Genomic DNA, 21,087 nt, shown 5'->3' on the forward strand with positions numbered 1-21,087 from the left:
ACCGGCACGAACCGGAAGTGGTGTTTCAGGGGATTGGCCGCCCCGGGACCGTCCGCGCAGATGCGTGTCCGGTGCTCCCTGCCAGGCAGCTCGAAGAACTGTACGCGCTTCTGCGGCCGGATGCAAACGTCGGGCAAAGACGGCCGGCCGGACCCCGCGCGAGAGGGGTCCGGCCGGTGGTGCCGTGCGGATCAGCTGTTGGTGGGGAAGCCCAGGTTGATGCCGCCGTGCGACGGGTCCAGCCAGCGCTGGGTCACGGCCTTGCCCCGGGTGAAGAACTGCACGCCGTCCGGGCCGTACGCGTGGGCATCGCCGAACAGCGAGGCCTTCCAGCCGCCGAAGGAGTAGTAGGCGACCGGGACCGGGATCGGCACGTTGATGCCGACCATGCCGACCTCCACCTCGAACTGGAAGCGCCGGGCCGCGCCGCCGTCGTTGGTGAAGAGCGCGGTGCCGTTGCCGTAGGGGTTGGCGTTGATCAGCGCCAGGCCCTCCTCGTACGAGTCGACCCGCACGACCGAGAGGATCGGGCCGAAGATCTCGTCGTTGTAGACGGACATCCCGGGCTTCACGTGGTCGAACAGCGTGGGGCCGAGCCAGAAGCCGTCCGCCGTCGGGGAGCCGTTCCTGTCCTCGGCGGTGACCGGGTGCTTGCGGCCGTCCACCGCGAGCTCGGCGCCGTCGGCGATCCCGGACTCCACGTAGGAGGTGACCTTGTCCCGGTGCTGGCCGGTGACCAGCGGGCCCATCTCGGAGTCGCCGTTGCAGCCCGGGCCGACCTTCAGGGTGGCGACCCGCTGCTTGATCTTCTCGACCAGCTCGTCGCCGATCGGGTCCACCGCGACCAGCACGGACACCGCCATGCAGCGCTCGCCGGCCGCGCCGAACCCGGCGTTGACGGCGGCGTCGGCGGCGAGGTCGAGGTCGGCGTCCGGCAGCACCAGCATGTGGTTCTTGGCGCCGCCCAGGGCCTGCACGCGCTTGCCGTAGCGCGTGCCGGTCTCGTACACGTAGCGGGCGATCGGGGTGGAGCCGACGAAGCTGACGGACTTGACGTCCGGGTGCTCCAGCAGGCGGTCGACGGCCACCTTGTCGCCGTGCACGACGTTGAAGACACCGTCCGGCAGGCCGGCCTCCTTCCACAGCTCGGCGAGGAAGTTGGCGGCGGACGGGTCCTTCTCCGAGGGCTTCACGACGACGGTGTTGCCGGCCGCGATGGCGATCGGGAAGAACCACATCGGCACCATGGCCGGGAAGTTGAACGGCGAGATGATCGCGACCGGGCCGAGCGGCTGGCGGATCGAGTAGACGTCGATGCCGGTGGAGGCCTGCTCGGTGAAGCCGCCCTTGATCAGCTGCGGGATGCCGCAGGCGTACTCCACGACCTCCAGGCCGCGGGCGATCTCGCCCAGCGCGTCGGAGTGCACCTTGCCGTGCTCCGCCACGATGATCGACGCCAGCTCGTCGCGGCGGGCGTTCAGCAGCTCCCGGAAGGCGAAGAGCACCGTCGTCCGCTTGGCGATCGAGGCGGTGCGCCACTCGGTGAACGCCGAGGCGGCGGCGGCCACGGCCTGGTCGACCTCGGCGATCCCGGCGAAGTCGACCTGACCGGCGACCTGGCCGGTGGCCGGGTCGAAGACCTCGCCACGACGGGGGGCCGCGCCGGCGGTGGCGACCGGCTTGCCGTCGATCCAGTGAATGATGTGCTTGCTCAAGGTCCGTCTGCCTCCGAAGTCCCGGGCGGCGTCCTGCCACCGGTCCGGTCTGGCGCCGCCCGCGGTGGGGCGGGCGACGGGAAACCCCGGGGCTACCGCGCTCGTCTCCCAGTCTGGTCGCCGCTCCGGCCCGGCTCAACGAACAGGCTGACGGGGATCGCGGATTCAGCCTTACAGGTTGTCCGGTCCCCCAGCCGGACGCATGGACCCCCGGTCAGGCCTCCTCGTCCTCCGGCTCCTCGAGGTACGGGTCGTGCAGCCCGTCCGCCGCCTCCTGGGTCTCCAGCAGGTCCAGCCGCAGGTCCTGCGCCCAGGCCAGCGCCCACCGCTTCCGCCCGGCCACCTCCCCGGCCGGAACACCCCGGGCGCGGAACCGTCCGTCCGGCGCCTCGGCGAGCGTCTCCAGCCGCTCGGCCAGCGCCGCGGGCTGGAAGTCCGGGTCCAGCTCCCCGGCCAGTGCCAGCAGCTCCCCCTCCCGGTAGGAGCGGGTGAGGGCGTGCACGTCGATCAGGTCGCGCGGCATGCCACGGTCCGCCAGCAGCGCGGTGGTCAGCGCGGCCGCGTCCTCCAGAGCGACGACCGGCAGCACCACCGGCGGCTCGTCCGGCCCGGGCGCACCGAGGTCGAGCCGGACCGGACGGTGGCCCAGCGGCTCCTTGCGCAGCTCCACCGCGTGCGAACGCCCGCCGAGCGCGCGCCGGACGGTGAGCTGCTCCAGCCGCGGGGTACCCGACCGCTCGACGGCCCCGCCGCCCGCCTGCCGGAAGGCCTCGCCCAGCGCGGCGGCAGCCTCCGGGAGGTCAGCCGCGCCGGTCACCAGGGTCAGCCCGTCCTGCGGGCAGGCCGCGACGCCGTGGGCCCGCAGCGCGTGCCCGCCGGCCAGGGCCAGGCCGTACCGGTCGCAGACGGGCGCGGCCACCGCGGCGAGGCGCAGCTGGGCCTGCCCGGGGCGGAGGGACGCGTCGACGGCGTGCGGGACGGTGGTCACGCCTCCAGTCTGACGCGACCGCCCGCTGCGCGCGCCACCATCGCCGGGCGCTCGGCGCACTTCGGGGCGCCCCTGCGCTCCCTGCACGCCCCGACGGCCCCGACGGCCCTGTGGACGACCGCCGACGACCGCCGACGACCGCCGACGACCGCGTGAACGGACGCCGTCCGCGCGCCCCCGGCTCACCAGCCGCTGAGCCTCGCCGCCGCCTCGTGCAGGGCGAGCTCCAGCAGCACCGGGTCGGTGAGCCGCCCCGAGCCGTCGGGCGGCACCAGCCACCGCACGCCCCGGCTGCTGCGCTCGGGGTGCGGTACGACGATCCAGGTGCCCGCCCCCGCGGTGCGCACGCCGGTGCCGACCCAGCGGGCGGCCGTGCCGACGGGCACCAGGTAGCTCACCTGCCCGCCGCCGAAGTCGGTCAGGACGGGGCCTCGGGCGCTCGGGTCCAGGACCTCCAGGGCCGGTCGCCCGAGCCGGCCCGGGACGGACAGGACGTCCCAGCCCCGGCCGGCCGGCAGCAGCACCAGGCCCAGCCCGGTGCGCTCCCACTGCTCCCGGAAGGATTCCGGGTCCGGTGCCACCCGGGCGAGCCAGTGCAGTCCGGTGCTCTCCATGTCGTGTCCCCGCTTCTTGCCGTTCGTACTGTTCGGAGACGGCGGGAAGAGCGAGACCCGCCGTCACCAAGGAGAGGCGGACGGCGGGTCCCGATTACACGACTAGGGCCACGTGACCACGGGTGTTCCCGCTTCAGCTGTCGAAGCCGAGCCCCATCCGGTCGAGGGTGCGCAGCCAGAGGTTGCGGTGGCCGCCGTTGCGGTCCGCCCGCTCCAGCGACCGGGTGGTGAGTTCGATCCCGGCCCAGCGCACCGGCTCGGGCGGGAACGGCAGCGGCTTGCTGCGCACCATGTCCAGCGAGGTGCGCTCGGTGCGCTCGCCGGCGAGCAGGTCGAGCATCACCTCGGCGCCGAAGCGGGTCGCGCCGACGCCGAGCCCGGTGTAGCCCACCGCGTAGGCGACCTTGCCCCGGTACCCGGTGTCGAAGAACGCCGAGAACCGGCTGCAGGTGTCGATCGCGCCGCCCCAGGCGTTGGTGAAGCGCAGCCCCTCCAGCTGCGGGAAGCAGCGGAAGAAGTGGTTGGCCAGGGTGCGGAAGGTCTCCGGCCGCTGGTCGTACTCGTGCCGGACGTGGCCGCCGAAGTGGTAGACCGCGTCGTAGCCGCCCCAGAGGATCCGGTTGTCGGCGGAGAGCCGGAAGTAGTGGAACTTGTTGGCGCTGTCGCCGAGGCCCTGCCGCCCGCGCCAGCCGATCGCGGCGAGCTGCTCGTCGCTGAGCGGCTCGGTCATCAGCGCGTAGTCGTACACCGGGACGATGTACGGACGGACGCGCTTGAGCAGCGACGGGAACACGTTGGTGCCGAGCGCGACCTTGCGGGCGAAGACCCGGCCGTACGGGGTGCGGACGGCCATGCCGCTGCCGTGCTCGCGCAGGTCGGTGGCCCGGGTGTGCTCGAAGATCCGCACGCCCTGGCCCAGGCAGGCGTCCTTGAGGCCCCAGGCGAGCTTGGCGGGGTGGACCATCGCCACGCCCTCCTTGTCCCAGAGGCCGCCGAGGAAGGTCGGCGAGTCCACCTCGGCGCGCAGCTGGTCGGCGTCCAGGACGGTGATGTCGAAGCCGTACCGGGCGACCGCCTCGGCGATCTCGTGCAGTTCCTCGACCTGGTGGGGCTGGGTGGCGACGTCGATCTCGCCGGTGCGCTCCCACTCGGCGTCGATGCCGTAGCGCTTGAGGGTGGCCTCGATGCCGTCGAGGTTGGCGGCACCGAGGCGCTCCAGCTGGGCCAGTTCGGACGGCCAGCGGTCCAGGCCGTTGCCGAAGCCGTGGGTCAGACTGGCCGCGCAGAACCCGCCGTTGCGCCCGGACGCGGCCCACCCGACCTCGTTGCCCTCGACCAGCACGACGTCCAGTGACGGGTCGCGCTCCTTGGCGATGAGGGCGGTCCACAGGCCGGAGTAGCCGCCGCCGACGACCAGCAGGTCGCAGGTGGTGTCGCCGACCAGGGCGGGCAGCGCCGCCGGCCGGCCGGGATCCTCCAGCCAGAAGGGGGTGGGCCTGGCGTCACTGAGCGCGCGGGCGGAGTCCATGCATTATCAGCCACTTTCCACGAATAGATGACGGTTTCTGTGCCACCGCGGCCGACCGTACGTCAGGCGGTGGCCTTCCGGCGGTTGCCCAGCCACTGGCCGACGACGGTCAGCACGACGGCGGCGAGGAACATCGCGGTGCCGATGACGTTCACCTGCACCGGGATGCCGCGCTGCGAGGCGCCCCAGACGAACATCGGGAAGGTGACCGTGGTCGGCCCCGAGTTGAACTGGGTGATGATGAAGTCGTCGAAGGAGAGCGCGAAGCTGAGCAGCGCGCCCGCCGCGATGCCGGGCGCCGCCAGCGGCAGGGTGACCCTCAGGAAGGTCTGGGTGGGGGTCGCGTAGAGGTCCTGGGCGGCCTGTTCGAGCCTCGGGTCCATGCTCATCACGCGCGCCTTGACCGCCGTCACCACGAAGCTGAGGCAGAACATGATGTGGGCGATGAGGATGGTGGTGAACCCGAACGGGATGCGCATGTTGAGGAAGAGCGTCCCGAGCGAGGCGGCCATGACCACCTCGGGCATGGCCATCGGCAGGAAGATCATCGCACTGGTGGCCGAGCGGCCGCGGAAGCGGTAGCGGGCGAGTGCGAAGGCGACCATGGTGCCGAGCACGGTGGCGCCGACGGTGGCGAGCACCGCGATCCGCAGGCTGAGCGAGAGCGACTGGCACATGTCGGCCACGCCGCAGGGGTTGGTCCAGGCGTCGGTGGAGAACTCGTTCCACTCGTAGTTGAACTTGCCCACCGGCTTGTTGAACGAGAAGGCCAGCACGACCAGGTTGGGCAGCACCAGGTAGGCGAGGGCCAGCAGGCCGGCCAGCACCACCAGGTGGGCGCGGATCCACTTGGACATCCGGGACATCAGACCAGATCCTCCGTCCCGGCCTTGCGCATGTAGACCGTCACCATGCCCAGGATCAGGGCCATCAGGATGAAGCTCAACGCGGCCGCCGTGGGGTAGTCGAGCACGTTCAGGAACTGCTTCTGGATGCCGTTGCCGACCATCTGCTCGCTCGGCGAGCCCAGCAGCTGGGCGTTGATGTAGTCGCCGGAGGCCGGGATGAAGGTCAGCAGGGTGCCCGCGACCACGCCCGGCAGCGAGATCGGGAAGGTCACCTTGCGGAAGGTGGTGAACGGCCGGGCGTAGAGGTCGCCGGCCGCCTCGTGCAGCCGCGGGTCGATCCGCTCCAGCGAGGTGTACAGCGGCAGGATCATGAACGGCAGGAAGTTGTAGGTCAGGCCGCAGACCACGGCCAGCGGCGTGGCCAGCACCCGGTCGCCGTCGGTGAGGCCGAGCAGGTTGGTGAGGTCCAGGACGTGCAGCGCGTTCAGCGCGCCGACCACCGGGCCGCCGTCGGACAGGATGGTCTTCCAGGCCAGCGTGCGGATCAGGAAGCTGGTGAAGAACGGCGCGATGACCAGGATCAGGATGACGTTGCGCCAGCGCTTGCTGGCCTTGAAGGCGATCGTGTACGCGAGCGGGTAGCCGACGGCCAGGCAGAGCACGGTGGCGACGGCCGCGTAGGAGAACGAGCGCAGGAAGTGCCACTTGTACTCGACCAGGGCGTCCCAGTAGGTCGAGAAGTGCCAGGTGACCTTGAAGCCCTCTTCGAGCGAGCCGGTCTGCAGCGAGGTCGAGCCCTGGTAGAGCATCGGGACGGCGAAGAAGACCACCAGCCAGGCGATGCCGGGCAGCAGCAGCCAGTACGGGGTGAGCCTGCGCCTGGGCTTCGCCGCCGGTTCCGCCAGCGGTATGACCTGGGGTGGCGCGGCCGGGGTGGTCGCGGTCATGCGGCCTCCTCCCCGGTGCCCGCGTCGATCGCCTGCGCGGCGTCCAGGGCGAAGGAGTGCGCCGGGTTCCAGTGCAGCCGGACGGCGGCGCCGGGGACGATCCGGGCGTCGCGCTCCATGTTCTGCTCGAAGACGGTGACCTCCTGGCCGCCCTCGGTGCGCACCACGTACTGGGTGGAGACGCCGATGAAGCTGGAGTCGAGCACCGTGCCGACCAGCTCGTTGCGGCCCTCGGCGACCGGCTCGGAGACGTGGGTGATGGTGATCTTCTCCGGGCGCACGCCCAGGTGGACGCGCTTGGCGTCGGTGGCGCAGCGCACCTTCGGCACCGTGAGGCGGGCGCCGGCCGCGCCGAGCAGCAGGTCGCCGCCCTCGCTCCCGGTGACCTCGGCGGGCAGCAGGTTGGACTGGCCGAGGAAGTTGGCCACGAAGGTGGTGGCGGGGTTCTCGTACAGCTCGGCGGGCGCGCCCAGCTGCTCGACCCGGCCGCCGTTCATCACCGCGATGGTGTCGGCCATGGTCATGGCCTCCTCCTGGTCGTGGGTGACGTGCACGAAGGTGATGCCGACCTCGGTCTGGATCCGCTTGAGCTCCAGCTGCATCTGACGGCGGAGCTTGAGGTCGAGCGCCCCGAGCGGCTCGTCCAGCAGCAGCACCTGCGGGTGGTTGATCAGCGCGCGGGCGACGGCGACGCGCTGCTGCTGGCCGCCGGAGAGCTGGTGCGGCTTGCGCCGGGCGTACTGGCCGAGTTCGACCAGCTCCAGCATCTCGTCGACCTGCTTCCTGACGTCCTTGCGGCCGCGCCGGCGCAGGCCGAAGGCCACGTTCTCGAAGATGTCCAGGTGCGGGAAGAGCGCGTAGCTCTGGAAGACGGTGTTCACCGGGCGCTTGTACGGGGGCAGGGCGGTGACGTCCTGGCCGCCGATCAGGACGGTGCCGCTGGTGGGCTCCTCCAGCCCGGCGATCATGCGCAGGGTGGTGGTCTTGCCGCAGCCGGAGGCGCCGAGCAGGGCGAAGAAGGAGCCCTGCGGGACGGTGAGGTCGAGCGGGTGGACGGCGGTGAAGGAGCCGTAGGTCTTGCCGATGCCGGTGAGCCGGACGTCGCCGCCGACGGCCGCGTCGCGCTGCTGGTCTGTCATGGGGTGGTGTCTTCCTGGGTCTGTCGGCCGGGAGGGGGTCAGGCGCCGATGAGCTTGGAGAACTTCTGCTCGAAGTCGCTCTCCTCGCTCTCGGAGAGCGTGCGGAACACGTGCGCCCTGCCCGCCATCTCGGGGGTGGGTACGACCAGCGGGTTGGCCGCGGTGTCCGGCGCGATGCCGGCGAGCTCGTCCTTCATCCCGGTGACGGCGGAGACGAAGCCGATGCCCGCGACCAGCTGCGCCGCGATCTTCGGCTGATAGTAGAAGTCGATCAGCTTCTCCGCGTTCGTCTTGTGCCGGGCCTTGGCCGGGACCAGCATGTTGTCGGTCGAGGCGATGTAGCCCTTCTCCGGGATGACGAACTCGATGTCCGGGTTGTCGGCGCGCAGTTGGATCAGGTCGCCGCCCCAGGCGACGCAGGCCGCGATGTCGCCGGCGGAGAGCTCCTGGCCGTAGTCGTTGCCGGTGAAGCGGCGGATCTGCTTGCCGTCGACGGCCTTCTGGAGGCGCGCGACCGCGGCGTCGTAGTCGTCGGCGGTGAACTTCTCGGTGCTCTTGCCCTGGTCCAGCAGCACCATCCCGATGCTGTCGCGCATCTCGGACAGGAAGGTCACCCGGCCCTTCAGGTCCGGGTCGTCCAGCAGCTGGGAGACGCTGGTGACGGCCTTCCCCCTGGTCGCCTTCCGGTTGTACGCGACGACGGTCTGGATGCCGGCCCACGGGTAGGTGTACAGCCGCCCCGGGTCCCAGTCGGGGGCGCGGAAGCGCGCCTCGACGTTGGTGATCGCGGTGGTCACGTTCGCCGGGTCGAGCTTCTGCGCCCAGCCGAGCCGGATCAGCCGGGCCGCCATCCAGTCGGTGAGCACCATCAGGTCGCGGCCGGTGTCCTGGCCGGAGGCCAGCTGCGGCTTGACCTTGCCGAAGAACTCGACGTTGTCGTTGACGTCCTCGGTGTACCTGACCCTGATGCCCGTGGCCTCGGTGAAGGCGTCGAGGGTGCCGTGCTTCTGCTTGTCCTTCTCGTCCGTGTCGACGTACAGCGGCCAGTTGGAGAAGGCCACCTCCTTCTGCGACTGCGAGAGGTCCTCGGCGGCGTTCGCGGTGGAGTCCCCGGTGGCCCGCGGGGCGGCCGGGATGCCGCAGGCGGCCAGGGTGCCCGCTCCGGCGCTCAGCGCGGCGGCGCGCAGCAGGGTGCGGCGGCCGAGCGCGGCCCGGCCGCTGGTCAGACTGCGTTCCCAGGCCCTGCGGACCGGTTCGGGCAGACCGTCGGTGAGCTCGTTGAACGCCATGGAACGGGCCTCCTGGGGGAGATGGGGTGTGGGGGCACCCGCGTGGGCCGGGGTTATCTGTCTCCGAAGACGGTGCGGTGCCAGTCCTTGCGGGCCACCGCGGTGGTGTCGAACATGACGTGCTTGACCTGGGTGTACTCGTCCAGCGAGTACTGGGACATGTCCTTGCCGTAGCCGGAGGCCTTGTAGCCGCCGTGCGGCATCTCGCTGATGATCGGGATGTGGTCGTTGACCCAGACGCAGCCGGCCGCGATCTCCCGGGTCGCCCGCAGCGAGCGGTGCACGTTGCCCGTCCAGGCCGAGGCGGCCAGGCCGTACGGGGTGTCGTTGGCCAGCCGCAGGCCCTCGTCGTCGCCGTCGAAGGGCAGCACCACCAGCACCGGCCCGAAGACCTCGCCCTGCACGACCTCGCTGTCCTGGGCCGCGCCGGTGATCAGGGTCGGCCGGTAGTACGCGCCCCGGGTGAGGTCGGTGCCGTCGTGGCCCTTCTCCGGGGCCGCGCCGCCGGTGACCACGGTGGCGTACCCGCGGGCGCGCTCCACGAAGCCGGCCACCCGGTCCCGGTGGGCGTACGAGACCAGCGGGCCGAGGTCGGTGCGCGGGTTCAGCGGGTCGCCGATCCGGACCGCCGCGTACAGCTCGGCCACCCCGGCCACGAAGGCGTCGTAGAGCGGGCGCTGGACGTAGGCGCGGGTCGCCGCGGTGCAGTCCTGGCCGCCGTTGATCAGCGAGGCGGCGACGGCTCCGTGCACCGCGGCGTCCAGGTCGGCGTCGTCGAAGACCACGAACGGGGCCTTGCCGCCGAGCTCCAGGTGGGTGCGCTTGACGCCCGCGGTGGCGATCTCGGCGACCCGCCGGCCGACGCCGGTGGAGCCGGTGAAGGAGACCATCGCGACGTCCGGGTGGCCGACCAGGTGCTCGCCCGCGGTGCGCCCGGCGCCGGTGACCACGTTGACCACGCCGTCCGGGATGCCCGCCTCGGTGCAGGCGCGGGCGAACATCACCGAGGTCAGCGGGGTCAGCTCGGCCGGCTTGAGCACGATCGTGTTGCCCGCGGCGATCGCCGGCAGGATCTTCCAGGCGGCCATCTGCAGCGGGTAGTTCCAGGGCGAGATCGAGCCGACCACGCCGACCGCCTCGCGCCGCACGTACGAGGTGTGGTCGCCGGAGTACTCGCCGGCCGCCTTGCCCTCCAGGTTGCGGGCGGCGCCGGCGAAGAACGCGGCGTTGTCGACGGTGCCGGGCACGTCGAACTCGGTGGCCAGCTTGACCGGCTTGCCGGTCTGCGCCGTCTCCACCCGGGCCAGGTCCCCGGCCGCCCCGGCCAGGACGGCGGCCAGCCGGGTGAGCGCCTCGGAGCGCGCGCCGGGGGTGGCCGAGGACCAGCCGGGCAGGGCGGCCCTGGCGGCGGCGACGGCGGTGTCCACGTCCGCGGGGGTGGCCAGCGCGACCTGCTCGACCACGCTTCCGTCGGCGGGGTTGACGACCTGGAAGGGCTCACCGCTCCCCCGGGTCTGGCGGCCCGCGACGTACTGCGCGCCCGGTCCGAAGTCGGTCAGGTCCATCTGGTTCCTCCAAGTGCCGTGGTGCGACCGCTGCGGGGTCAGGCGTCCGCGGTGGGGGTCTGCGGTCCCGCTGACCTTGCCTGCTGCGGGGTCGGGGTGACAAGGGTCACTTCGACAACCTCGGCCCGAAGGGCCTTACAGGGTGCAAGGGTCCGGTCAGGGCAACAGGTCGTCCGGGAGATGGATGATTTACCTGACACCCTGACGGTGTCGTCCCCCGCCCGCCCGCCCGGAGCCCCCGCTCCGGGCCCCGCCCCGGAGGCCCGCGATGCTCCCCACCGTCGCCCGAGTCCTCGACCTGGACGTGATGCGCCGCGGCCTGCCCCAGGTGGTGGCCGGCGCCGACCACCTGGAGCGGCCGGTCCGCTGGGTCCACGTCAGCGAGCTGCCCGACGTCGCCGGGATGCTCCGCGGCGGCGAGCTGGTGCTGACCACCGGCATCGCCCTGCCCGAGGACCGCGAGGGCCTGGCCCGCTACGTGCGCGAGCTGGACGAGGTCGGGGTGGCCGGCCTGGTCGTCGAGTTCGGCCGCCGCTACTTCGACTCGCTCCCCCGCGCCCTGGTCAACGCCGCCGAACAGCGCGGGCTGCCGCTGGTCACGCTCCGCCGCGAGCTGCGCTTCGTCGCCGTCACCGAGGCCGTGCACGCCCTGGTGGTCAACGCCCAGCTGGAGCAGCTGCGGGCCTCCGAGTCCGTCCACCAGGTCTTCAACGAGCTGGTGGTGGAGGGCGCCGAGCCGCCCGAGGTGATCCGCCAGGTGGCCCGGATGGCCGGCGCCCCGGTCGTCCTGGAGAACCTCGCCCACCAGGTGCTCGCCCACGACACCGCCGGACGCCCGGAGGCCGAGCTGCTGGAGGACTGGGAGCGCCGCTCGCGCGGGGTGCGCCCGGCCGGGCGCACCGGCCACGACCCGCGCAGCGGCTGGCTGGTCACCACCGTCGGCGCCCGCGGCCAGGACTGGGGCCGGCTGGTGCTGGTGCAGGAGCCCGGCCCGCTGCCCGAGGGCGAGGCCCACCCGCACACCATGCTGCTGGAGCGCGGCGCGTCCGCGCTGGCGCTCAACCGGCTGGTGGTGCGCGACCGCGAGAGCCTGGAGCGGCAGACCCACCGCACCCTGCTCTCCGGCATCCTCACCCATGCGCTGACCGTCTCCGAGGCGGCGCTGCGCGCCCAGGCCCTCGGCGTCCCGCTGGAGGGCCGCCGGCTGGTCGGCGTGGTGCTGCGCCAGCGGCGCGGGCCGATCCCGGCCGCGCTGGAGGCACAGGCCCGGCTGCGCGACTTCACCGAGCTGGCCGCCGGCGCCGTCCGGGCCTGCCGGCTGAGCGCCCTGGTCGGCGCGCTGGACGACGAGGCCGTCGGACTGCTGGTCGCGCTCGGCACCCAGCAGGACGAGCACGCCGCGCTGGACGCCCTCTCGGCCGCGCTGCGCCGGATGTCCGCCGAGGCCGGGCGGGAGGACGGCGACCCGGCGGGCCCGGTGGTCGCGGTCGGCTCCTCGGTCGGCTCGGTGCGCGACGCCCGGCGCACCCTGCTGGAGGCCGCCCAGGTCGCCGACGCCGCCCTGCACGACGCGCCCGGCGGCCGCAGCGCCTCCTACTACCGGCTGCCGGACGTCCGGCTGCGCGGCCTGCTCCACCTGCTGCGCGACGACGCCCGGCTGCAGACGTACGTGGAGCGGGAGTTGGGCCCGCTGCTGGCCCACGACGCCGAGCACGGCGGCCAGTTGGTGCAGATGCTGCGGATCTACCTGGAGCAGGGCCGGAACAAGTCGGCCGCGGCGGACGCCGCGCACCTGTCCCGGCCGTCCTTCTACGACCGGCTGCACAAGGTCGAGCGGGTCCTCGGTGTGGACCTCGACCAGGTGGAGTCCTGCCTCTCCCTGCACGTGGCGCTGCTCGCCCTGGACGCCGTGCGCAGGTAGCGCCGCTCAGACCCCGGTGATGCGCCCCCAGACCTTGTGCAGCTCGGGGCGCTCGGCCGAGGAGACGTCGCGCATGGTGTGCAGCCGGGCGCGCATCTCGTCGGTCGGGAACACCAGCGGGTTCTCGGCGAGTTCGGCCTTCTCCCGGTCGCCGCTGTCCGCCAGCACCTCGCGGGCGGCCGGCACCGGGCAGATGTACTGGACGAACGCGGCGAGCTCGGCGGCCACCTCGGGCTGGTAGTAGTAGTCGACCAGCCGTTCGGCGTTGCGCTTGTGGGCGGCCCGGTTGGGGATCATCAGGCTCTCCGCCCACAGCTCGCCGCCCTCCTCCGGCACCACGAACGCGATGTCCGGGTTCTCGGCGGTGAGCTGGACGGCGTCGCCCGAGTAGGCCTGGCAGGCGAGCGCCGCGCCGGAGGCGAGGTCGCTGGTGTAGTCGTTGCCGGTGAAGCGCCGGACGTGGCCGCTGTCGACCGCCTTCTGCACCAGGTCCATCGCCCGGTGCGCGTCGTCGTCGCTGAACCTCCCGATGTCCGCGCCCTGGGAGAGCATCAGCAGCCCGAGCGCCTCGTCCAGCCCGGCGAACAGCGTGACCCGGCCCTTGAGGTCGGGGGCCCAGAGGTCGGCGGTGGACCGGATCTCCCGGCCGAGCGCCCTGCGGTTGTAGGCGATGCCGGTGATCCCGGACTGCCAGGGCACGCTGCGCCGCCGCCCGGGGTCGAAGGCCGGGTCGGCGAGCTGCGGGTCCAGGTTCGCCGTGACGTTGGGCAGGTTGGCCCGGTCCATGGCCTGCACCCAGCCCAGCGAGACGTACCGTCCGGCCATCCAGTCGCTGATCACCATGAGGTCCCGGCCGGGTGCGGAGCCCTGGGTGAGCACCGGGCTGATCTTGCCGAAGAACTCGTCGTTGTCGTTGATGTCCTCGGTGTAGGTGACGGCGATCCCGGTCTTCTCGCCGAAGGCGTCCAGGGTCGGGCGCCCGCCCGCGTCGTCGGTGTCGATGTACTGCGTCCAGTTGGAGAAGACGAGCCGCCGGTCCTCCTCCGAGCGGTCCGGCGCCGAGCGGCGGTCCTCGGCCACGTAGGCGGACGGGATGCCGCAGCCGGTCAGCGCTCCGGCGCCGAGCAGCGCGGCCCCGCCGAGCAGGGAGCGCCGGCGCACGGCGGCGGAGTGGAGGGGGCGGCGGGTCAGGGTGGAGCTGCTGGGCATGAGCGGCCTTCCGGAGCGTGGGACGGCCCCGGGCACGCGGGTGCCCGGGGCCGTCCGGTAGGTACGTCAGACGGTGTGCGCGTCGGTGAGCGACAGCACCTCGTCCAGGACCGCGAGGCCGGCCTTGGCCTCCTCCTCGGTGACGGTGCACGGCGGGACGACGTGGAAGCGGTTCATGTTGACGAACGGCCAGAGCCCGCGCTGCTTGCAGGCGGCGGCCAGCTCGGCCATCGGCGCGTTGGCCGCGCCCGCGGCGTTGTACGGCACCAGCGGTTCGCGGGTCTGCCGGTCCTTCACCAGGTCGAGCGCCCAGAACACGCCCAGGCCGCGGACCTCGCCGATCGACGGGTGCCGCTCGGCCAGCTCGCGCAGGCCGGGGCCGAGCACGCTCTCGCCGATGTGCCGGGCGTTCTCGACGATGCCCTCCTGCGCCATCGTCTCGATGGTCGCCACCGCCGAGGCGCAGGCCAGCGGGTGGCCGGAGTAGGTGAGCCCGCCGGGGAACGGCCGCTCGGCGAAGGTGGCGGCGATCTCGGCGCTGATCGCCACGCCGCCCAGCGGCACGTAGCCCGAGTTGACGCCCTTGGCGAAGGTGAGCAGGTCGGGGGTGACGCCCCAGTGGTCGGCGGCGAACCACTCGCCGGTGCGGCCGAAGCCGGCCATCACCTCGTCCAAAATGAACACGATCCCGTAGCGGTCGCAGATCTCCCGCACCCCGGCCAGGTAGCCGGCCGGCGGGACCAGGATGCCGGCGGTGCCGACCACCGTCTCCAGGATGACCGCCGCGACGGTGCCGGGGCCCTCGAACGCGATCACCTGCTCCAGGTGCTCCAGCGCGCGCTCGCACTCCTGCGCCTCGTCCGCGGCGTGGAAGTTGGAGCGGTAGGGGTACGGCCCCCAGAAGTGCACCACGCCGGAGACGCCGGTCTCGTTGGGCCAGCGCCGCGGGTCGCCGGTGAGGGCGATCGCGTTGGCGGTGGCGCCGTGGTACGAGCGGTAGGTGGAGAGCACCTTCTGCCGGCCGGTGTGCAGCCGGGCCATCCGGATGGCGTTCTCGTTGGCCTCGGCGCCGCCGTTGGTGAAGAAGATCTTGTCCAGGTCGCCGGGGGTGCGCTCGGCGATCAGCCGGGCGGCCTCGCTGCGCGACTCGACCGCGAAGCCGGGCGCGAGGGTGCAGAGCTTCGCCGCCTGCTCCTGGATCGCGGCGACCACCTTCGGGTGCTGGTGCCCGATGTTGGTGTTGACCAGCTGCGAGGAGAAGTCGAGGTAGCGGTTGCCGTCGTAGTCCCAGAAGTACGAGCCCTCGGCGCCGGCCACCGCGAGGGGGTCGATCAGCGCCTGGGCGGACCACGAGTGGAAGACGTGCGCGCGGTCGGCGGCCTTGACCGCCTGGCCGGCGGCTGGGTCAGCGGTGGGGATGCTCATGCCGCCAAGGCTAGGGCGGGCGCTCCCGGATGGGCAGTTCCATCGTGTCAGCCGGTCGCGCCAACCGTCGACAGGGTGCAAAGGGGCCCCGGTCGGGAGACCGGGGCCCACCGCCTTGCGGGCGAGCGTCAGATCGCGGTCATGACGTGCTTCACCCGGGTGTAGTCCTCGAAGCCGTAGGAGGACAGGTCCTTGCCGTAGCCGGACTTCTTGAAACCGCCGTGCGGCATCTCGGCGACCAGCGGGATGTGGGTGTTGATCCAGACGCAGCCGAAGTCCAGGCGGCGCGACATCCGCATGGCCCGGGCGTGGTCCTTGGTCCACACCGAGGAGGCCAGCGCGTACTCCACGCCGTTGGCGTACTCGACCGCCTGCTCCTCGTCGGAGAACTTCTGCACGGTGATGACCGGGCCGAAGACCTCGTTCTGGATGATCTCGTCGTCCTGGTTCAGGCCGGAGACGACGGTCGGGGCGTAGAAGTAGCCGCGGTCGCCGACCCGGTGGCCGCCGGCCTCGACCTTGGCGTGGGCGGGCAGCCGCTCGATGAAGCCGGAGACCTGCTTCAGCTGGTTGGCGTTGTTCAGCGGGCCGTACAGCACGTCCTCGTCGTCCACGCCGCCGGTCTTGGTCTCGGCCGCGGCCTTGGCCAGCGCCTCGACGAAGGCGTCGTGGATCGACTCGTGCACCAGCACGCGGGTGGCGGCGGTACAGTCCTGGCCGGCGTTGAAGTAGCCCGCCATCGCGATGCCCTCGACGGCCTCGGCGATGTCGGCGTCCTCGAAGACCACGACCGGGGCCTTGCCGCCCAGCTCCAGGTGGACGCGCTTGACGTCCTTGGAGGCGGACTCGGCGACCGAGATGCCGGCCCGCACCGAACCGGTGATGGAGGCCATCGCCGGGGTGCGGTGCTCGACCATCAGCTTGCCGGTCTCGCGGTCGCCGCAGATCACGTTGAAGACGCCGGCCGGCAGCTCCAGCTCCTTGAGCACGCCGCCGATGATCTCGGCCAGCAGCACGGTGGAGGCCGGGGTGGTGTCGGAGGGCTTCAGCACGACGGTGTTGCCCGCGGCGATGGCCGGGGCGAACTTCCAGACGGCCATCATCATCGGGTAGTTCCACGGCGCGACCTGGGCGCAGACGCCGACCGGCTCACGGCGGATGATCGAGGTCAGCCCGTCCATGTACTCACCGGCGGCCTTGCCCTCCAGCAGGCGGGCGGCACCGGCGAAGAACCGGATCTGGTCCACCATCGGGCCGATCTCCTCGGAGAGGGTCATGGCACGGGGCTTGCCCGTGTTGCGCACCTCGGTGTCGACGATCTCGTCGGCCCGGGCCTCGACCGCGTCGGCGATCTTGAGCAGCAGCTTCTGCCGGGTGCTCGGGGTCGCGTCGCGCCAGATCGGGAACGCGGCCGCGGCGGAGGCCATGGCGGCGTCCACGTCAGCGGCACCGGACAGCGGCGACGTCGCGTACACCTCGCCGGTGGTCGGGTCGACGATGTCGAGCGTGCGGCCGTCGGCCGCGTCGACGAACTCACCGTTGATGTAGTTGCGCAGCGTGCGAAGGTCGCTCACGGATCACTCCTCGGTCTGGGCCTGCGGCGTTGCAGATTCCGGCGCAATGGTACGTCGGCGGATCCGGCGTACGAAGGGTTCCGGGTGGCCCGGCCCGGAGCGGCGCGGTCCACCTGGTGGCGGTACGTGCGCCGACCCCGCAGGTCGCGCGCGTACCGTGCCAGGGTAACCACAGGACTGCCGGTATCGACAGGCCGATTGCCGCTGGGCGATGAAATCCGCATGCGTTTTCCAAGATCACGACGAAATCAGCAGTTTCCACGCTTGCGAACACGGGGCCGATCAGGCACAGTGGCCGCGTGGCCAACCGCGACCGGAACGCCAGCGTTCCCCTCGACGCCGCCTCCAAGGCGATCATCGAGCAGCTCCAGGAGGACGGGCGCCGCCCGTACGCCGCCATCGGCAAGGCCGTCGGCCTGTCCGAGGCGGCCGTCCGGCAGCGCGTCCAGAAGCTGCTCGACCAGGGCGTGATGCAGATCGTCGCCGTCACGGACCCGCTCACCGTCGGCTTCACCCGCCAGGCGATGGTCGGCATCCGGGTCGAGGGTGACATCGAGCCCGTCGCCGACGCGTTGGCCGCCCTCGACGAGGTCGACTACGTGGTCTGCACCGCAGGCTCGTTCGACCTCCTGGCCGAACTGGTCTGCGAGGACGACGAGCATCTGCTCGAACTGATCAACAAGCGCATCCGCGCCCTTCCCGGCGTGCGGAGCACCGAGAGCTTCGTTTACCTGAAGCTCCGGAAACAGACCTACACCTGGGGCACCCGATGACAGCCGACCCGGCGCAGAAGGACCTTTCCAAGACCGCCTACGACCACCTGTGGATGCACTTCACCCGCATGTCGTCGTACGAGAACTCCCCCGTGCCGACGATCGTCAAGGGCGAGGGCACCTACGTCTGGGACGACAAGGGGCGCAAGTACCTCGACGGCCTCGCCGGCCTGTTCGTCGTCCAGGCCGGCCACGGCCGCGAGGAGCTCGCCGAGGCCGCCGCCAAGCAGGCCAAGGAGCTCGCCTTCTTCCCGGTGTGGAGCTACGCCCACCCGAAGGCCGTCGAGCTGGCCGAGCGCCTGGCCAACTACGCCCCGGGCGACCTGAACAAGGTCTTCTTCTCCACCGGTGGCGGCGAGGCCGTCGAGACCGCCTGGAAGCTCGCCAAGCAGTACTTCAAGCTGACCGGCAAGCCGACCAAGTACAAGGTCATCTCGCGCGCCGTCGCCTACCACGGCACCCCGCAGGGCGCCCTGTCCATCACCGGCCTGCCGGGCCTGAAGGCCCCGTTCGAGCCGCTGGTGCCGGGCACCCACAAGGCCCCGAACACCAACATCTACCGCGCCCCGGCCTTCCTCGAGGGCCCCGACGGCACGGTCGACCCCGAGGCCTACGGCCGCTGGTGCGCCGACGAGATCGAGGTGGCCATCCTCAACGAGGGTGCCGAGACCGTCGCCGCCGTCTTCGTCGAGCCGGTGCAGAACGCCGGCGGCTGCTTCCCGCCGCCGCCCGGGTACTTCCAGCGCCTGCGCGAGATCTGCGACCGCCACGACGTGCTGCTGGTCTCGGACGAGGTCATCTGCGCCTTCGGCCGCCTGGGCACCATGTTCGGCGCCGACAAGTTCGGCTACCAGCCCGACATGATCACCTGCGCCAAGGGCATGACCTCGGGCTACTCCCCGATCGGCGCCACGATCATCTCGGACCGCCTCGCCGAGCCGTTCTACAAGGGTGACAACACCTTCCTGCACGGCTACACCTTCGGCGGCCACCCGGTCTCCTCCGCGGTGGCGCTGGCCAACCTCGACATCTTCGAGCGCGAGGGCCTGAACCAGCACGTCCTCGACAACGAGGCCGCGTTCCTGGGCACCCTGGACAAGCTGCGCGACCTGCCGATCGTCGGCGACGTCCGCGGCAACGGGTACTTCTACGGCATCGAGCTCGTCAAGGACAAGGTCACCAAGGAGTCCTTCAACGACGAGGAGGTCGAGCGCGTCCTCTACGGCTTCCTGTCGAAGGCCCTCTTCGACAACGGCCTGTACTGCCGCGCCGACGACCGTGGCGACCCGGTCATCCAGCTGGCCCCGCCGCTGATCTCCGACCAGTCGACCTTCGACGAGATCGAGCAGATCCTGCGGACCAGCCTGACCGACGCGTGGGCGAAGATCTGATCCCCTGAGCCTTCCTCCCCACCCTCCGCCGAAGGGCGGCCCCGCTCCCCGCGGGGCCGCCCTTCGGCGTTCCCGGGCCGCCCGGAGGGGCCCGCAACATCACAGTCGTACGACCAAACATGCCTGAATGCGGGTGATATGCCCGTGATGGACCAGTGCGCCGCAACCGCGCCCAGCCCCGGTCGTTCTAATCTGACGACTGTCATATCCCTGCGGCCCCCAGGATGGATCCTCATGTCAGCGGCACCGCCTGACAACGACGTGCTGTGGGCCCGAGGGATCGTCAAGTCCCATGACGGCACCCCCGCCCTGCGCGGCATCTCGATCGGCGTCCGCGAGGGCGAGGTGCTCGCCGTGACCGGCGCGCGCGGCTCCGGCAAGAGCACCCTGCTCGGCTGCCTCTCCGCGCAGCTCCCGGTCGACGAGGGCGAGGTCTGGTTCAACAGCGCCCCCGTGCACACCCTCCCCCGGGCCGGCCGCGAACGGCTGCGCCGCGACCGCTTCGGCTTCGTCGGCTCCGAGCCCCACCTGGTGCCCGAACTGACCGCCCGGGAGAACGTCGCCCTGCCGCTGCTGCTCGCCGGGGCCGGCCACAAGGCCGCCTACACCGCCGCCGACGAGTGGCTCGAACGCCTCGACGTCGGCGACTGCGCCCGGCTGCGCCCCGAACGGCTGGTCCAGGCCCGGCGCCAGCGGGTCGCCGTGGCCCGCGCCCTGGCCCCGCTGCCGCCCGTCGTCTTCGCCGACGACCCCACTGCCCCGCTGCACCGCGAGGCCGCCGACCAGGTCATGCGGATACTGACCAGCGCCGCCCGGTCCCACCAGCTCACCCTCGTCCTGGCCACCCACGACCCCGAGCTCGTCCGGTTCGCGGACCGCGCCGTCGCCCTCGTCGACGGGCGGCTCACCGCCCCCGCCGCCCCCGTCCCCCGCGGCGTCACCGCCTCCGGGGCCGCCGGAGCACGGGCCGTCACGGCCACCCGCCGCTGAAGGGGGCGACGTGTTCTACCTCCGTCTGGCCCGGGGCTACCGGGTGTCCGACCTCGGCCGCTGGCTGCTCACCGCGCTGGCCGCCGCCGTCGTCGCCGCCTTCCTGCTGCGCTCCCTCGGCCGGGCGATGGGCGGGCCGACCGACGGCGACCCGCTGGCCCGCCTGCTCTGGTGCCTGCCCCCGCTCGCCGCCGTCGCCTGGTTCGCGGCCGTCGCCGCCCGCGCGGTGCCCGCCCGGCGGCCCGAGCGGATCGCCGGCCTCACCGCCGCCGGGGCCGGCGCCCAGCGGATCCGGGCGCTGATCGCCGGCGAGGTCGCGCTCGCCTGCACCCTCGGCAGCGTGCTCGCCCTGCTGGCCTTCCTGGTGCTGCGCAACGACATCGCCGGGCCCGCGCTCGCCGCCGACCTCGGCATGGGCGTGCCGCTGCCGCCCGCCGCACCGGTCGTCCTGCTCTCCCTCGTCCCGCTCACCGCCGGCACCGCCGCCGCCTGCGCGGTGCCCGTCGCCGAGACCCTGCCCGGCGGCCGCGTCCGCACCCCGACCGGCTTCCCCGTCTGGCGGATCGCCCTGGCGGTCGGGCTCGGCGTGGTCGGCGCCGCGCTCGAACTCATCGCCCTGCGGCCCGGCGCCGCCGCCGACGGCCGCCCGATCCACCTGCCCGCCGGACTCGGCAGCACCAGCACCGCCGCCCTCGGCGGCTGGGCGGCCAGCGCGCTCGGCCTCGCCCTGCTCACCGGCCCGCTGCTCGGCTGGGCCGGGCGACTGCTCGCCCTCGGCCGCCCCACCCCGCTGCGGCTGCTGGCCGGGCGCGGGCTCACCGCCCAGGCCCGCCGGCTCGGCACGCCGCTCGCCGTGCTCACCCTCGCCGTCGCGCTGGTGCTCACCACCGTCCGCTACTGGATCGGCACGCCCGACAGCGCCGACGCGCTGCCCGCCGTCGAGGCCTGCCTGGTGCTCGGCTGCGCCGGCGCCGCGGTGGCCGCCCGGCTCGCCGAGGTCCGCAGCGAGCGCCGCGAGGTCACCGACGCGCTGCTGCGCCTCGGCACCTCGCCCCGGCTGCTGTTCGGCGCGGTCGCGCTGCGCACCCTCGCGGTGGGCAGCACCCTGCTGCTGACCGGCGGGGCGACCGCCGCGCTGGCGGCCGCCGGGCTGCGCTAGCGGACAGGGCGT

At 72.4% G+C, this 21,087-nt stretch carries 17 protein-coding genes; 5 read left to right on the forward strand and 12 right to left on the reverse strand.

Annotation, left to right across the window (positions count from 1 at the left end; translation table 11 throughout):
- Positions 1–191: 191 nt before the first annotated feature.
- From ACH5AR_RS30435 to ACH5AR_RS30475, 9 genes are all read right to left on the reverse strand, one after another.
- Positions 192–1,715 (reverse strand): CoA-acylating methylmalonate-semialdehyde dehydrogenase, encoded by a 1,524-nt coding sequence (locus tag ACH5AR_RS30435; protein WP_396304756.1) that lies wholly within the window; start codon positions 1,713–1,715, stop codon positions 192–194.
- A gap of 214 nt (positions 1,716–1,929) precedes the next feature.
- Complete coding sequence (locus ACH5AR_RS30440) at positions 1,930–2,703, reverse strand: nucleotidyl transferase AbiEii/AbiGii toxin family protein (RefSeq protein WP_396304757.1); 774 nt, start codon at positions 2,701–2,703, stop codon at positions 1,930–1,932.
- Positions 2,704–2,885: 182 nt separating this feature from the next.
- Positions 2,886–3,317: a hypothetical protein gene (locus ACH5AR_RS30445; RefSeq protein WP_396304758.1), complete on the reverse strand. Its 432-nt coding sequence runs from the start codon at positions 3,315–3,317 to the stop codon at positions 2,886–2,888.
- 133 nt (positions 3,318–3,450) lie between these two features.
- Positions 3,451–4,845: an NAD(P)/FAD-dependent oxidoreductase gene (locus ACH5AR_RS30450; RefSeq protein WP_396304759.1), complete on the reverse strand. Its 1,395-nt coding sequence runs from the start codon at positions 4,843–4,845 to the stop codon at positions 3,451–3,453.
- A gap of 62 nt (positions 4,846–4,907) precedes the next feature.
- On the reverse strand, positions 4,908–5,711 hold the full coding sequence (locus ACH5AR_RS30455; RefSeq protein WP_396304760.1) for an ABC transporter permease: 804 nt from the start codon (positions 5,709–5,711) through the stop codon (positions 4,908–4,910).
- The gene (locus ACH5AR_RS30460; RefSeq protein ID WP_396304761.1) at positions 5,711–6,640 is read right to left on the reverse strand and encodes an ABC transporter permease; all 930 of its coding nucleotides are present in this window, start codon (positions 6,638–6,640) and stop codon (positions 5,711–5,713) included. Before ACH5AR_RS30460 ends, ACH5AR_RS30455 begins: the two co-directional genes overlap by 1 nt.
- On the reverse strand, positions 6,637–7,779 hold the full coding sequence (locus ACH5AR_RS30465) for an ABC transporter ATP-binding protein (RefSeq protein WP_396304762.1): 1,143 nt from the start codon (positions 7,777–7,779) through the stop codon (positions 6,637–6,639). The genes ACH5AR_RS30460 and ACH5AR_RS30465 overlap by 4 nt, the downstream gene beginning before the upstream one ends.
- Before the next feature lie 38 nt (positions 7,780–7,817).
- Positions 7,818–9,068 carry an extracellular solute-binding protein gene (locus tag ACH5AR_RS30470; RefSeq protein WP_396304763.1) on the reverse strand — a complete coding sequence of 417 codons (1,251 nt, stop codon included), beginning with the start codon at positions 9,066–9,068 and terminating at the stop codon, positions 7,818–7,820.
- 53 nt (positions 9,069–9,121) lie between these two features.
- Positions 9,122–10,633, reverse strand: a complete 1,512-nt coding sequence (locus ACH5AR_RS30475) for a gamma-aminobutyraldehyde dehydrogenase (protein ID WP_396304764.1) — start codon at positions 10,631–10,633, stop codon at positions 9,122–9,124.
- Between the two features lie 268 nt (positions 10,634–10,901).
- On the opposite strand from ACH5AR_RS30475, the gene ACH5AR_RS30480 reads away from it, so the two are divergent.
- Complete coding sequence (locus tag ACH5AR_RS30480) at positions 10,902–12,554, forward strand: PucR family transcriptional regulator (RefSeq protein ID WP_396304765.1); 1,653 nt, start codon at positions 10,902–10,904, stop codon at positions 12,552–12,554.
- Positions 12,555–12,560: 6 nt separating this feature from the next.
- On the opposite strand, the gene ACH5AR_RS30485 is transcribed toward ACH5AR_RS30480, so the two are convergent.
- The 3 genes from ACH5AR_RS30485 to ACH5AR_RS30495 all read right to left on the reverse strand — a co-directional run bounded on the left by ACH5AR_RS30485 (position 12,561) and on the right by ACH5AR_RS30495 (position 16,762).
- Positions 12,561–13,763 (reverse strand): spermidine/putrescine ABC transporter substrate-binding protein, encoded by a 1,203-nt coding sequence (locus ACH5AR_RS30485; protein WP_396304766.1) that lies wholly within the window; start codon positions 13,761–13,763, stop codon positions 12,561–12,563.
- A gap of 66 nt (positions 13,764–13,829) precedes the next feature.
- Complete coding sequence (locus ACH5AR_RS30490) at positions 13,830–15,188, reverse strand: aspartate aminotransferase family protein (protein WP_396304767.1); 1,359 nt, start codon at positions 15,186–15,188, stop codon at positions 13,830–13,832.
- 128 nt (positions 15,189–15,316) lie between these two features.
- A complete protein-coding gene (locus tag ACH5AR_RS30495; RefSeq protein WP_396304768.1) occupies positions 15,317–16,762 on the reverse strand; it encodes a gamma-aminobutyraldehyde dehydrogenase in 1,446 nt (481 codons plus the stop codon).
- Between the two features lie 299 nt (positions 16,763–17,061).
- On the opposite strand from ACH5AR_RS30495, the gene ACH5AR_RS30500 reads away from it, so the two are divergent.
- The 4 genes from ACH5AR_RS30500 to ACH5AR_RS30515 all read left to right on the forward strand — a co-directional run bounded on the left by ACH5AR_RS30500 (position 17,062) and on the right by ACH5AR_RS30515 (position 21,075).
- Positions 17,062–17,535 (forward strand): Lrp/AsnC family transcriptional regulator, encoded by a 474-nt coding sequence (locus tag ACH5AR_RS30500; protein WP_030243538.1) that lies wholly within the window; start codon positions 17,062–17,064, stop codon positions 17,533–17,535.
- Entirely contained in the window at positions 17,532–18,926 is a 1,395-nt protein-coding gene (locus ACH5AR_RS30505; RefSeq protein ID WP_196946910.1) for an aspartate aminotransferase family protein, read from the forward strand. Before ACH5AR_RS30500 ends, ACH5AR_RS30505 begins: the two co-directional genes overlap by 4 nt.
- Before the next feature lie 234 nt (positions 18,927–19,160).
- Positions 19,161–19,916, forward strand: a complete 756-nt coding sequence (locus ACH5AR_RS30510) for an ABC transporter ATP-binding protein (RefSeq protein ID WP_396304769.1) — start codon at positions 19,161–19,163, stop codon at positions 19,914–19,916.
- 10 nt (positions 19,917–19,926) lie between these two features.
- Positions 19,927–21,075, forward strand: a complete 1,149-nt coding sequence (locus ACH5AR_RS30515; RefSeq protein WP_396304770.1) for a hypothetical protein — start codon at positions 19,927–19,929, stop codon at positions 21,073–21,075.
- The last annotated feature ends 12 nt before the right edge of the window (positions 21,076–21,087 follow it).

It is taken from the genome of Kitasatospora sp. NPDC018619, assembly GCF_044391605.1.
Taxonomy (GTDB): domain Bacteria; phylum Actinomycetota; class Actinomycetes; order Streptomycetales; family Streptomycetaceae; genus Kitasatospora.

What these genes read in the sequence shown, in the direction of transcription:
- ACH5AR_RS30490 (WP_396304767.1), bottom strand. Translation starts at nt 15,188, where the DNA reads ATGAGCATCCCCACCGCTGACCCAGCCGCCGGCCAGGCGGTCAAGGCC.
- ACH5AR_RS30445 (WP_396304758.1), bottom strand. Translation starts at nt 3,317, where the DNA reads ATGGAGAGCACCGGACTGCACTGGCTCGCCCGGGTGGCACCGGACCCG.
- ACH5AR_RS30505 (WP_196946910.1), top strand. Translation starts at nt 17,532, where the DNA reads ATGACAGCCGACCCGGCGCAGAAGGACCTTTCCAAGACCGCCTACGAC.
- ACH5AR_RS30460 (WP_396304761.1), bottom strand. Translation starts at nt 6,640, where the DNA reads ATGACCGCGACCACCCCGGCCGCGCCACCCCAGGTCATACCGCTGGCG.
- ACH5AR_RS30510 (WP_396304769.1), top strand. Translation starts at nt 19,161, where the DNA reads ATGTCAGCGGCACCGCCTGACAACGACGTGCTGTGGGCCCGAGGGATC.
- ACH5AR_RS30485 (WP_396304766.1), bottom strand. Translation starts at nt 13,763, where the DNA reads ATGCCCAGCAGCTCCACCCTGACCCGCCGCCCCCTCCACTCCGCCGCC.
- ACH5AR_RS30455 (WP_396304760.1), bottom strand. Translation starts at nt 5,711, where the DNA reads ATGTCCCGGATGTCCAAGTGGATCCGCGCCCACCTGGTGGTGCTGGCC.
- ACH5AR_RS30450 (WP_396304759.1), bottom strand. Translation starts at nt 4,845, where the DNA reads ATGGACTCCGCCCGCGCGCTCAGTGACGCCAGGCCCACCCCCTTCTGG.
- ACH5AR_RS30470 (WP_396304763.1), bottom strand. Translation starts at nt 9,068, where the DNA reads ATGGCGTTCAACGAGCTCACCGACGGTCTGCCCGAACCGGTCCGCAGG.
- ACH5AR_RS30480 (WP_396304765.1), top strand. Translation starts at nt 10,902, where the DNA reads ATGCTCCCCACCGTCGCCCGAGTCCTCGACCTGGACGTGATGCGCCGC.
- ACH5AR_RS30465 (WP_396304762.1), bottom strand. Translation starts at nt 7,779, where the DNA reads ATGACAGACCAGCAGCGCGACGCGGCCGTCGGCGGCGACGTCCGGCTC.
- ACH5AR_RS30475 (WP_396304764.1), bottom strand. Translation starts at nt 10,633, where the DNA reads ATGGACCTGACCGACTTCGGACCGGGCGCGCAGTACGTCGCGGGCCGC.